The organism is Microbacterium sp. SWDP-B6, from assembly GCF_059803615.1.
In genome coordinates this window covers 126,390-138,185 of sequence record NZ_JAPFGV010000009.1, presented here as the reverse complement: position 1 = coordinate 138,185, position 11,796 = coordinate 126,390, and the positions used below count along the sequence as shown (strand labels likewise).

10 protein-coding genes are annotated in these 11,796 nt (G+C 68.7%); 7 read left to right on the top strand and 3 right to left on the bottom strand.

The window, feature by feature from the left end; genetic code table 11:
- The 4 genes from OPU70_RS12925 to OPU70_RS12910 all read left to right on the top strand — a co-directional run.
- Positions 1–882 (top strand): ABC transporter permease (locus tag OPU70_RS12925; RefSeq protein ID WP_498557961.1); only part of this gene is annotated, 882 nt, incomplete at its 5' end.
- Positions 879–1,673 carry an ABC transporter permease gene (locus OPU70_RS12920; protein ID WP_042539000.1) on the top strand — a complete coding sequence of 265 codons (795 nt, stop codon included), beginning with the start codon at positions 879–881 and terminating at the stop codon, positions 1,671–1,673. The genes OPU70_RS12925 and OPU70_RS12920, both read left to right, overlap by 4 nt.
- The gene (locus tag OPU70_RS12915; RefSeq protein ID WP_455904338.1) at positions 1,670–2,749 is read left to right on the top strand and encodes an ABC transporter ATP-binding protein; all 1,080 of its coding nucleotides are present in this window, start codon (positions 1,670–1,672) and stop codon (positions 2,747–2,749) included. Before OPU70_RS12920 ends, OPU70_RS12915 begins: the two co-directional genes overlap by 4 nt.
- An 87-nt stretch (positions 2,750–2,836) precedes the next feature.
- On the top strand, positions 2,837–3,016 hold the full coding sequence (locus tag OPU70_RS12910; RefSeq protein ID WP_042538996.1) for a YegP family protein: 180 nt from the start codon (positions 2,837–2,839) through the stop codon (positions 3,014–3,016).
- Between the two features lie 83 nt (positions 3,017–3,099).
- On the opposite strand, the gene OPU70_RS12905 is transcribed toward OPU70_RS12910, so the two are convergent.
- From OPU70_RS12905 to OPU70_RS12895, 3 genes are read right to left on the bottom strand one after another with little or no spacing between them, the layout of a single operon-like run.
- On the bottom strand, positions 3,100–3,855 hold the full coding sequence (locus OPU70_RS12905) for an amino acid ABC transporter ATP-binding protein (RefSeq protein WP_042538994.1): 756 nt from the start codon (positions 3,853–3,855) through the stop codon (positions 3,100–3,102).
- Entirely contained in the window at positions 3,852–4,649 is a 798-nt protein-coding gene (locus tag OPU70_RS12900; RefSeq protein WP_056375691.1) for an amino acid ABC transporter permease, read from the bottom strand. Before OPU70_RS12900 ends, OPU70_RS12905 begins: the two co-directional genes overlap by 4 nt.
- A 34-nt stretch (positions 4,650–4,683) precedes the next feature.
- Positions 4,684–5,499 (bottom strand): transporter substrate-binding domain-containing protein, encoded by an 816-nt coding sequence (locus OPU70_RS12895; RefSeq protein ID WP_056375690.1) that lies wholly within the window; start codon positions 5,497–5,499, stop codon positions 4,684–4,686.
- A gap of 236 nt (positions 5,500–5,735) precedes the next feature.
- Between OPU70_RS12895 and OPU70_RS12890 the strand changes: the two genes are divergently transcribed.
- Genes OPU70_RS12890 through OPU70_RS12880 form a run of 3 tightly spaced genes read left to right on the top strand, consistent with a single transcriptional unit; the run spans position 5,736 to position 11,774 of the window.
- The gene (locus OPU70_RS12890; RefSeq protein ID WP_498557960.1) at positions 5,736–6,551 is read left to right on the top strand and encodes a hypothetical protein; all 816 of its coding nucleotides are present in this window, start codon (positions 5,736–5,738) and stop codon (positions 6,549–6,551) included.
- Positions 6,541–10,470 carry a Pls/PosA family non-ribosomal peptide synthetase gene (locus OPU70_RS12885; RefSeq protein WP_498557959.1) on the top strand — a complete coding sequence of 1,310 codons (3,930 nt, stop codon included), beginning with the start codon at positions 6,541–6,543 and terminating at the stop codon, positions 10,468–10,470. Before OPU70_RS12890 ends, OPU70_RS12885 begins: the two co-directional genes overlap by 11 nt.
- Positions 10,467–11,774, top strand: a complete 1,308-nt coding sequence (locus tag OPU70_RS12880; RefSeq protein ID WP_079112309.1) for a M1 family metallopeptidase — start codon at positions 10,467–10,469, stop codon at positions 11,772–11,774. The genes OPU70_RS12885 and OPU70_RS12880 overlap by 4 nt, the downstream gene beginning before the upstream one ends.
- Positions 11,775–11,796 lie beyond the last annotated feature (22 nt).

Below are 11,796 nucleotides of genomic sequence, written 5' to 3'. Positions count from 1 at the left end.
GGCGCCGGGCCCGTCGTCTCGGGGGCCCGGCGCTCGGCGCCGTCCGCGGCCTGGCTCGGTCTCGTGCCCTTCACCGCCTATGTGCTGCTCTTCCTCGCCGTTCCGACGATCCTCGCGATCGGCTCGGGTTTCTTCACGGAGGACGGCTCGTTCACCTGGTCGAACGTCTCGGCCCTCGGCGATCCCGTGGTCCTCACGACGTTCGCGAACTCGGCCGGGCTCTCGCTGCTCACGGCCCTGGTCGGCGCGATCCTCGGAGCCCTCGTCTGCTACGCCCTGCTCGGCATGAACCCCGACGGCGCCGTGCGCTCGACCGTGGATGCCGCGGCCGGTGTGCTGGCCCAGTTCGGTGGCGTGATGCTCGCGTTCGCCTTCATCGCGACGATCGGCATCCAGGGCGTCGTCACGCTCTTCCTCAAGGACGACCTCGGCGTCGACATCTTCGCGAACGGCACCTGGCTCTACGAGCTCCCCGGCCTGATCCTGCCGTACATCTACTTCCAGATCCCCCTCATGGTGATCACGTTCATGCCCGCCCTCGCCGCACTCAAGCCGCAGTGGGCCGAGGCGAACCTCACGCTCGGCGGCACACGCTCGAGCTTCTGGCTGCGCATCGGCATCCCGGTGCTGGCGCCCTCGTTTCTCGCGAGCCTTCTGCTGCTGTTCGCGAACGCCTTCTCGTCCTACGCCACGGCCGCAGCACTCGCCAGCCAGGGCGCGCAGATCGTCCCGCTGCAGATCCGGGCCGCGCTCACCAGCGAGACCGTGCTCGGCCGCGAGAACCTGGCCGGCGCACTCGCGCTCGGCATGATCGTGATCGTCGGAGTCGTCATGGGCCTGTACTCGATCATCCAGCGACGAGCCGCGAGGTGGCAGTCATGAACCGTCTCGGCCCCTCTCTCGCGACCCGCTGGATCATCGGCATCGCCGTCGGCGCCTTCTTCGCCATCCCGCTGATCTCCACGTTCCTCTACACGCTGCGTCAGACCGACGGCACCCTCGGCCTCGAGCGCTGGTTCGCGCTGTTCGACCCTGCGAAGTCTGCGGCCATCAAGCCGATCTGGATGGGGCTCGGCAACTCGCTGATCCTGGCCGTGGTGACGGTCGCGATCGTGCTCCTCCTGCTCGCGCCGACGATGATCCTGGTCAACCTGCGCTTCGCGAAGCTCAAGCCGGTGTTCGAGTTCGCGGTGCTGCTGCCGATCTCGATTCCCGCGATCGTGCTGGTCGTCGGGCTCGCGCCGATCTACCTGCAGATCGGACGCGCTCTCGGCACGGGCACCTGGACGCTGGCCTTCGCCTACGGCATCACCGTGCTGCCGTTCGCCTATCGCTCGATCCAGGCCTCCATCGACGCCGCCGACCTGCGCACCCTCGCCGAGGCCGCCCGATCACTCGGTGCGAGCTGGCCGACCGTCGTTCTCACCGTGCTCGCGCCGAACCTGCGCCAGGGGCTGCTCGCGGCGTCGCTCATCTCGATCGCCGTCGTGCTCGGCGAGTTCACGATCGCGTCGCTCCTCAACCGCCAGGTGTTCCAGACGGCCATGGTCGTCGTCCAGAAGCAGGACCCGTACGCACCGGCCATCTTCACCCTGCTGGCGCTGCTGTTCGTCTTCCTCCTGCTCCTCCTCATCGGCCGCGTCGCGCGCGGCAACGGAAAGGCCCGCTCATGACCCTCCCCCAGACCGCCGACAACATGCTCCTCGCCGAGGCCGGCGAGGGCACGCGTGTGCAGCTGCAGAGCATCGTGAAGAGCTACTCGGGCAACACGGTGCTGCACGGAGTCGACCTCGACATCGCTCCCGGCGAGTTCGTCTCGCTGCTCGGTCCGTCGGGCTGCGGCAAGACCACGCTGCTGCGGGTGCTCGCGGGGCTCGAAGGTCTCGACAGCGGCGCGGTGCTTCTCGGCGGGAGCGACGTCTCCCGCGTCCCGACGAACAAGCGCGACATCGGCATGGTCTTCCAGTCCTATTCGCTGTTCCCGCATCTGCGCGTCGCGGAGAACACGGCGTTCGGATTGCGCCGCCGTGGACTCGGCAAGGCAGAGGCCTCGAAGCGTGCTCTCGACGCCCTGGCCCTGGTGGGGCTCGCCGACTTCGCCGACCGCTTTCCGCATCAGCTCTCCGGTGGCCAGCAGCAGCGCGTGGCGCTGGCCCGTGCACTCGTGACCGAGCCGAAGGTGCTGCTGCTCGACGAGCCGCTGTCGGCCCTCGACGCGAAGGTGCGCGTGCAGCTGCGTGACGAGATCCGCCGCATCCAGCTGCGGCTCGGCATCACCACCGTCTTCGTGACGCACGACCAGGAGGAGGCGCTGGCGGTCTCCGACCGGATCGCCGTGATGAACGCAGGGACCATCGAGCAGATCGGCACCCCCGAGCAGCTGTACACGACGCCGTCGACCGCAGGTGTCGCCGCCTTCGTCGGTCTCTCGAGTGTCGTCTCGGGCGTCGCCGAGGGCGACCACGTCGTGGTGTGGGGACAGAAGCTGCCGCTGCAGGCTCCGGCCGACGGACCGGTCGACGTCTACCTGCGCCCGGAGAACGTGCACTTCGCGTCCGAGGCGGATGCCGCGACCGATGCGCTCGTGCAGGAGAGCACGTTCCTGGGCAGCATGCGCCGCACGCTCGTCCGCACCGAATCGGGCGAGCTGGTGCGTCTGCAGCACGCCCCCGGCATCCATCCGGCGTTCGGAGATCGTGTGCGGATCGCCGTCGCGCCCGAGCCCGTGGCCGTGCATCCGCGCGGCTGAATCGCGCTCTATCCCTGGGCCAGTACTCCGGGATACCGTGATCCCGAGGGGCGCCGCCCCTCCGACACGACAGAGAAAGGACGCCTCATGGCAGGCAAGTTCGAGCTGTACGCCGACCGCTCAGGTGGGTACAGGTTCCGCCTCAAAGCCGGAAACGGAGAAGTCATCGCGACCAGCGAAAGCTACACCACGAAGGCCGCCGCAAAGAACGGGATCGAGTCGGTGAAGACCAACGCCCCGGGCGCAGAAGTCGTCGACGTCGACTGACTTCGGAGTTCACGCGTCACACACAGCGACCCCCTCCTGCTGTTTCCGCAGGAGGGGGTCTCTGTGTGTGAAGCGTCAGACGATCAGAGCACGCGGGCCAGGAAGTCCTGCGTACGCGGATGCTGCGGGTTGGCGAGCACCTCGCGCGGGTCGCCCTCTTCGACGATGTGTCCGCCGTCCATGAAGATCAGTCGCGACCCGACCTCGCGGGCGAAGCCCATCTCGTGCGTGACGACGAGCATCGTCATTCCCTCATCCGCGAGTGAGCGCATCACCTGCAGCACCTCGCCGACGAGCTCCGGGTCGAGCGCCGACGTCGGCTCGTCGAACAGCATCATGTCGGGGTTCATGCACAGCGCGCGCGCGATGGCGACGCGCTGCTGCTGACCGCCCGAGAGGTGTCCGGGAAAGGCGTCAGCCTTCTCGGAGAGGCCGACGCGTCCGAGCATCTCCTTCGCGACCCGCTCAGCCTCGGCCTTCGACCGCTTCTTCACGCGCTGCTGCGCGATCATGAGGTTGCCCATCACGTCGAGGTGGGGGAAGAGGTTGAAGCTCTGGAACACCATGCCGATGCGCGTGCGCACGCGGTCGATGTCGACGTCGGGATCGGTGATGTCGATGCCCTCGATGAGCACCTTGCCCCCGGTCGGCTCCTCGAGCAGGTTCACCGAGCGCAGAAGCGTCGACTTTCCGGAACCCGACGGGCCGATGATGCAGACGACCTCGCCGGCGGTGACGGTGAGGTCGATGCCCTTGAGCACCTCGTTGTCGCCGAAGCTCTTCACGAGCCCTTGCAGGTCGATCGCCGGCGCGTGGACGTCAATCAGATCGGTGATCATCGCTGCCTCGACATCCTTCGTTCCAGGTACGCGCTGAAGCGCGTGAGGGGGATCGTCACGATCAGGTAGAGCGCCGCCGCCATGATCAACGGCGTTCCGTTGGCGTTCTGCGTGCTCGCGTCACGCGCGAAGTTCGTGAGTTCCTTCGACCAGATGAAGGAGCCGGCGACGAAGAGCAGCGAGGTGTCCTTCAGCAGCAGCACGAACTCGTTGGTCAGCGGCGGGATGATGATGCGGAACCCCTGCGGCACCACGATCCAGAACGTCGTCTTCATGGGCGACATGCCGAGCGAGCGGGCGGCCTCGGTCTGCCCCTTCGGCACCGCCTGGATACCCGCCCGGATGGTCTCGGCCATGTAGGCCGACGCCACGAGGATCAGACCGATCAACCCGAGCACCACCGGTCCACCCAGCTTCGTGCCCGGCACGCCGAGTCCGATCGGCAGGATGAACGCGATGGCGAAGATCGTGAGGATCGCGGGAAGCCCGCGGAACAGCTCGATCCACGCCGTCGCGATCCACCGGAAGGGCCCGATGCTCGACAGCTTGAGCAGCGCCAGCACGATGCCGAGCAGCAGACCACCGGCGAACGCGACGGCGGTGAACCACAGCGTGTTGACGAGTGCCGTGGTGATGATGCCCGGGAGCATCTTCGCCGCGACCTCGGGGTTGAAGTACAGCTGCGCGATGCGTGCCCAGTCGGTGCTGACGATCAGCCAGACGACGACCGCGATCAGCACCGCATAGACGGTGTACCGGTAGAGCTTGCTCTTCGTGGTGCGCCTCAACGCCATTGTCAAGGTCTCCCTGTCCTACGTCGCTCGCCGATTACTTCGCGGTGAAGTAGGTGTCGTAGATCGTCTGGTAGTCGCCGCTGTCGCGCAGATCCTGCAGCGCACCGTCGATCGCCTCGCGCAGCGCGTCCTTCTCGCCCTTGGCGTATGCGAAGCCGTAGGACTCGCCGGTCTCGTACTCCTCGACGATCTTGTAGGCGCTGTCGGCCTTCTCGTGCTCGAGGTTCACCGGCTGGTCCTGCAGGATCGCGTCGATCTGACCGGCCTGCATGGCGGGCCACAGCTCGCCGTCGGACGGGTACTGCACGAGCTGCGCGCCCTCGGCGTTCTCGGTCGCGTACGCCTCACCGGTCGTGCCCTGCTGCACACCGACGTTCTTGCCCGAGAGGTCGTCGATCGACTCGATGCCCGAGTCGGTGCGCACGAGCAGCGACTGCAGCGACTCGTAGTACGGCTCGGAGAAGTCGATGTTCGCCTTGCGCTCGTCGGTGATGGTCATCGCCGAGGCGCCGACGTCGCACTGGCCTGCGGCGAGGGTCGTGCCCGACTGCAGAGCGTCGAATCCGACGTCCTGCACCGCGAGCTCGAGGTCGAGCTCCTTGGCGATCGCATCGAGCAGGTCGATGTCGAAGCCGGTGTAGCCGGTGCCGTTGTCGCCGCCCTCGAACTCGAACGGAGCGTAGGGGATGTCGGAGCAGACCGTCAGCGTGCCCGCCTCGATGAGGCCGTACTCGTCGCCGGCCGCCGGCTCTCCCGAGCCTGCGTCTCCGCTGCCCGTCGCACAGCCGGCGAGGGCGAGAGTGGCGGTCGCGGCGAGCGCGATCCCGGCGATGATGTTGCGACGGCGCATGTCAGCTCCTGAACGACGAGGGTGTGAGTGCCCACGGACGGGTAGGAGAACATCTAAACATGCACCACCGGGCCCGACCGGTCGCCAGCCGCCTTCCGCGGATCACATTTGTGTTGCAAGTGTGACGGGATATGACATGGCCCGGGACCGGCGCGGCACCGATTGTTCACCTTGCCTGAGTATCCTCTGTGCCAACTCCCGGGCGGACGCGCTCGGGTCGCACAGGAGGATCGACCATGGCCAAGAAGAGCCCAGCCCACCGGAATGCCGAGGCAGCACTCGATGCCGCCAAGGATGCCGCGAAGGATGCGAAGAAGCTGATCAAGACCCTTCCGAAGAAGGCGGCCAAGAAGCTCAAGCCTCTCGTCGAGGACGCGAAGGACGCGGCGAACGCCTCGAAGAAGAAGATCGCCGACCGGCCCAAGAAGGTCGCGAAGTCGGCCACCGCCGCCACCGAGCGACTTCAGGAGGCCGCCGCGCGCCTGCAGGCGCCGAAGAAGGCCGACACGAAGAAGGGCGACAAGAAGAAGTCCGACAAGAAGGACGAGAAGAAGTCCGAGGCGAAGAAGTCGGTCGCTGAGAAAGCCGAGACGAAGAAGCCCGAGACGAAGAAGCCCGGCGCGAAGAAGGGCGGCGCGAAGAAGTCCGACGCGAAGAAGTCCGAGACGAAGAACACCTCGCCCTCGAAGAAGGCCGACGCCACGACGTCCGACGCTCCCTCGTCGCTCGCAGTGACGACCACCGAGGCGAAGACAGCCCCGGTCGCACCGAAGGCAGCGAAGCCGGCGACCGCAGTGACGCCATCGACGACGAAGGTCGCCCCTGCTCCCGCGGTCCCCTCCACGACCACGGCGACGGCTGCCGCTCGTCCGGCGAAGAGGACGGCCACCGCGAGGACCGCGACGCCGAAGTCCGCCGCACCGTCGTCAGCCCCGGAGTCCGAGCTGAGCGATCTCACTGTCGTCGAGCTCCGGGCCCGTGCCCGTGCCGAGGGCCGCACCGGATACTCGCGACTGTCGAAGGCCGCGCTGCTCGACCTCCTTGCGAACTGACGTGCAGGAGGCGCTCGACCGCGCTGCCGAGGCGCCACTCCCCCGCACACTGATCGACATCCTCCGCGACACCACCGAGCAGTATCCCGACGCGTCAGCGGTCGAGGACGCCGACGGCGCGGTGAGCTACGCGGAACTGCTGGCGCAGGTGTGGCGCACGGCCGCCGTGCTGCGAGAGCAGGGCGTGAGTCAGGGCGATCGCGTCGGCATCAGGATGACGTCGGGTCGCCGTGACCTCTACATCGCGATCCTCGGCGCGATGGCGGCCGGCGCGGCATACGTCCCGGTCGACGCGGACGACCCCCAGGAGCGGGCCGATCTCGTCTTCCGTGAGGCGCGCATCGTCGGCATCATCACCGATGCGGGATACCTCCCCGCGGACACCGCTGATGCGAGGCAGCTGTTCTCCAGCGCGGCACCCCACCCGAGCACGTCGGCAGTGCCCGTCGTCACCCCGCCCACCGTCGACGACGATGCCTGGATCATCTTCACCTCCGGCTCGACGGGGGTTCCCAAGGGCGTCGCCGTCTCACACCGTTCCGCAGCGGCCTTCGTCGACGCCGAGGCACGCCTGTTCCTGCAGGATGCCCCACTGGGCCCCGGCGACCGCGTGCTCGCGGGCCTCTCGGTCGCGTTCGACGCATCCTGCGAAGAGATGTGGCTCGCCTGGGGCCACGGCGCATGCCTCGTTCCGGCGCCGAGGGCGCTGGTCAGGTCGGGCGAGGATCTGGGCCCCTGGCTGCTCGGGCACGGGATCACCGTCGTCTCGACGGTTCCCACGCTCGCAGCCCTGTGGCCCCAGGATGCGATCGAGAACGTGCGCCTGCTGATCTTCGGAGGCGAGGCCTGCCCACCAGAACTGGTCGCCCGACTGGCATCCGATGGACGCGAGATCTGGAACACGTACGGCCCGACCGAGGCCACCGTCGTCGCCTGCGCTTCTCTCATGGACGGCACCGGCCCCGTGCGCATCGGCCTGCCTCTGGACGGCTGGTCGCTGGCCGTGGTCGACGCAGAAGGTCAGCGCGTCGCCGACGGCGAAGCGGGCGAGCTGATCATCGGCGGCGTCGGCCTCGCCCGCTACCTCGACCCGGTCAAGGACGCCGAGAAGTACGCCCCGATGCCGACGCTCGGCTGGGACCGCGCCTATCGCTCCGGCGACGTCGTGCGCGTCGAGCCCGAGGGCCTGATCTTCCAGGGCCGTGCCGACGACCAGGTCAAGATCGGCGGTCGCCGCATCGAGCTCGGCGAGGTCGAGGCGGCGCTGCAGGGGCTGAGCTCGGTCTCGGCGGCGACCGTGGTCGTGCAGAAGAGCGATGCCGGCATGCCGATCCTCGTCGGCTATGTGGTTCCCGACGACGGATTCGACCGGCAGGTGGCGCGCGGCGAGCTCGCCGAGATGCTGCCGGCTCCCCTGATCCCGCTGCTCGCGATCGTCGATGATCTGCCCGTACGCACGTCGGGCAAGGTCGACAAGGCGGCTCTTCCGTGGCCCCTCGATTCCGGCGACGCGGGCGAATCCTCGCTCTCCGGAACCGCCGCGTGGCTCGCCGAGCAGTGGTTCGCCGTGCTCGGCATCCGCCCGAGCGATGAGGACGCCGACTTCTTCCAGCTGGGCGGAGGCTCGCTCGCCGCCGCCCAGCTGGTCTCGCGCCTGCGCACCCGCGCACCCGAGTTCACGATGACCGACGTCTACGACCTGCCGAGACTGCGTCAGATGGCCGATGCCGTCGACGAAGAGGCCGACGATGAGGACACCGCGGAACGGGTCTTCAGCCAGCAGACACCCACACCGCGGCGGATGCAGTGGGTGCAGACCATCGCCGGGTTGCCGCTGTTCGTGTTCACCGGCATCCGCTGGCTGCTCTTCCTGCTCACCGCGAGCTGGATCCTGCGCCTGTCACCCGGATTCGAGTTCCTTCCCGCCGTCCCGGTGTGGACGATCATCGTCGGCCTGGTGGTCTTCGTGACCCCGCTGGGCAAGATGACGATCGCCGCGGTCGCCGCCCGCCTGCTGCTCGCGGGACTCCGGCCCGGCGACTACCCGCGGGGCGGCGGCGTGCACCTGCGCCTGTGGCTCGCCGAGCAGATCGCGCAGCAGGTCGACCCGGTGGGACTCGCAGGCGCGCCCTGGGTCGTGTACTACGCCAGGGCGCTCGGCGCGCGCATCCACAAGGACGTCGATCTGCACACGGTGCCCCCGATCACGGGCATGCTCGACATCGGGTCCGGCGCCTCGATCGAGCCCGAGGTCGACCTCACCGGGTACTGGATCGACGGCGACACCGTGCGCATCGGCGGCATCCGCATCGGCGCCGACTCGACGATCGGCGCACGAAGCACCCTCGCCCCCGGCACGAAGATCGGCCGCGGCGCCGAGATCGCACCCGGTTCAGCCGTGTTCGGCCGCGTGCGGTCGGGGCAGCGCTGGGCCGGATCCCCGGCGGCCCGCGTCGGCGGCGTCTCGAAGCCGTTCGCAGCCGGTCGCCCGCCGAGCCGCACCCGTTGGCTGTGGGCCTACGCCGCGTCCTCGGCGTTCCTCGGCATCCTGCCGGTCATCTCTCTGGCGACCGGGGCGTGGGTGGTGGCGCTCGGCATCCGAGGAGCAGACTCCCTCACTGCCACCGTTCCCGGCATCCTGGCGCTGCTCGTTCCTGCTGTGCTTCTCTCGGGCGTGGTCTTCGCCGCCCTCGTGCTGGTTCTCGTGCGCGTGCTCGGGGTGGGTCTCGGCGAAGGCGTGTACCCGGTGCGCTCTCGCGTCGCGTGGCAGGCGTGGACGACCGAACGCCTTCTCGATTCTGCTCGCACCTTCCTCTTCCCGCTGTACTCCAGCAGCTTCACCCCGTTCTGGCTGCGTGCCCTCGGCGCCGACGTCGGTCGCGATGTCGAGGCGTCGACCGTGCTGCTCATCCCGAAGCTCACGACGATCGCCGACGGCGCGTTCCTCGCCGACGACACCATGGTCGCGACCTACGAGCTGCAGGGCGGGTGGATGCGCCTGGGCACGGCGCGGATCGGCAAGCGCGCCTTCCTCGGCAACTCCGGCATGGCGGCCGGTGGGCACAATGTGCCCCGAGACGGCCTGGTGGCCGTGCTGTCCGTCGCGCCGCCCAAGGCGAAGGCCGGATCGTCGTGGTTGGGCTCGCCCGCCGCTCGACTGCGTCGTGTCGTCAACGACTCCGACCTCGAGCGCACCTACCGCCCCCGCACCGGTCTGCGGGTGGCGCGAGCGCTCTGGGAGCTGGGCCGCATCATCCCGGTGTTGGTGACGTGCACGATCGGACTGGCCGTGATGCTCACGCTCGCCGCCGTGGTCGAGGCGTGGGGGCTCGGATGGGCAGTCGTGCTCTCGAGCGCCGTCATGCTCGCCGCCGGCGCGATCGCCGCCCTCGTCACGACAGCGGCGAAATGGATCATTGTCGGGCCGATTCGCGCGGGAGAGCATCCGCTCTGGTCGAGCTTCGTCTGGCGCACCGAGGTGTCTGACACCTTCACCGAGATGGTCGCCGCCCCCTGGTTCGCGAACGCGGCATCCGGCACCCCCGCCCTCGCCATCTGGCTGCGCACGCTCGGAGCCAAGATCGGTCGAGGGGTGTGGACCGACAGCTACTGGCTGCCCGAACCGGATCTCGTGACGCTCGGCGACGGCGCCACGGTGAACCGCGGATGTGTGGTTCAGACGCATCTGTTCCATGATCGAGTGATGAGCATCGACGCAGTGACCCTGGAGAACGGTGCGACCCTCGGGCCGCACAGCGTGATCCTCCCCGCGGCGACGATCGGGGCGGATGCGACGGTCGGCCCTGCGTCGCTCGTGATGCGCGGGGAGTTCGTGCCCGTGGGCAGCCGATGGAGCGGAAATCCCATCGGCCCCTGGCGCGCGGTCAAGGTGCGCTCCTACCAGGCGTCGGACGCATGAACGTCGACCCCTACACCCCGCACAGCGGCGATCGACGCTACGGGGTGCTGCACTACGACCTCGCCATCGACTATCGGGTGACCACGAATCGGCTCGCGGGCATCGCCACGATCCGGCTGCGGATGCAGGAGACGGCCAAGCACGTGTCCTTCGATCTCGTCGGGCTCAAGGCCACGAAGGTGCGGGTGAGCGGCGACCGAGCCGCCTCGTTCCGTCAGGACGACCGGCGACTCAAGGTGGCCTTCGGCGGCGAGCGCGAAAGCGGGCAGGAACTCACCGTCACGATCGAGTACTCGGGGGCCCCCTCGCCCCGACGCACCCGGTGGGGACTCCTCGGCTGGGAAGAGCTGGAAGACGGCGTGCTGGTCGCGTCGCAGCCCACGGGCGCCCCGACCTGGTTCCCCTGCAACGACATCCCGTCGGACAAGGCGACCTATCGTCTGGAGTTCACGGCCGACCCCGAGTACACCGTCGTGAGCGGCGGCGCAGCCACCCGGTCGACGCAGCGGGGTCGCACGCGCTGGACCTTCGACCAGCCGGTGCCGACGGCGACGTATCTGATGACCGTGCAGCTCGGTCAGTACGACGACGACAGGGTCGAGCTCGGCGCGACGCCGGGGCGCCTGTTCCACCCCCGGGCGCTCGCGCCCCGGGTGCGCTCCGACTTCGCCGCGCTGCCGCAGATGATGGAGACGTTCGTCGAGGCCTTCGGCCCGTACCCCTACGAGTCCTACAAGATCGTCGTCACCCCGGACGTCCTCGAGATCCCGCTCGAGGCGCAGGGCATGGCGATCTTCGGCGCGAACCACGTCGACGGGTCGGGTGGCAGCGAGCGGCTGATCGCGCACGAGCTCGCACACCAGTGGTTCGGCAACAGCGTCGGCGTCGCCCGCTGGCAGGACATCTGGCTGAATGAGGGATACGCGTGCTACTCGGAGTGGCTGTGGTCGGAGGCCGCGGGAGGCCCCACCGCCCATGCGAAGGCCCGGTCGCATCACGCCAGCCTCCGCATCCTCCCCCAGGATCTCGTGCTCTCGGATCCCGGCCCCACCGACATGTTCGACGACCGCGTGTACAAGCGCGGCGCACTCACCCTGCATGCTCTGCGTCTGACGATCGGCGATGAGCGGTTCTTCACTCTGACGCGGGAGTGGACGTCGCGCTTCGCCGGGCTCGCGGTGACGAGTGACGACTTCCTCGGGCTGGTCGACGAGATCGCCGACGGCCAGGCGCGCGCGCTTGTGCGGACCTGGATCGACGAGCTCCCGCTGCCCGCCCTTCCTGCTGCGCGGCCCCGGCGCTGACGCTGACGCCGCGCTGACGGTG

What these genes read in the sequence shown, in the direction of transcription:
- OPU70_RS12920 (WP_042539000.1), top strand. Translation starts at nt 879, where the DNA reads ATGAACCGTCTCGGCCCCTCTCTCGCGACCCGCTGGATCATCGGCATC.
- OPU70_RS12915 (WP_455904338.1), top strand. Translation starts at nt 1,670, where the DNA reads ATGACCCTCCCCCAGACCGCCGACAACATGCTCCTCGCCGAGGCCGGC.
- OPU70_RS12910 (WP_042538996.1), top strand. Translation starts at nt 2,837, where the DNA reads ATGGCAGGCAAGTTCGAGCTGTACGCCGACCGCTCAGGTGGGTACAGG.
- OPU70_RS12905 (WP_042538994.1), bottom strand. Translation starts at nt 3,855, where the DNA reads ATGATCACCGATCTGATTGACGTCCACGCGCCGGCGATCGACCTGCAA.
- OPU70_RS12900 (WP_056375691.1), bottom strand. Translation starts at nt 4,649, where the DNA reads ATGGCGTTGAGGCGCACCACGAAGAGCAAGCTCTACCGGTACACCGTC.
- OPU70_RS12895 (WP_056375690.1), bottom strand. Translation starts at nt 5,499, where the DNA reads ATGCGCCGTCGCAACATCATCGCCGGGATCGCGCTCGCCGCGACCGCC.
- OPU70_RS12890 (WP_498557960.1), top strand. Translation starts at nt 5,736, where the DNA reads ATGGCCAAGAAGAGCCCAGCCCACCGGAATGCCGAGGCAGCACTCGAT.
- OPU70_RS12880 (WP_079112309.1), top strand. Translation starts at nt 10,467, where the DNA reads ATGAACGTCGACCCCTACACCCCGCACAGCGGCGATCGACGCTACGGG.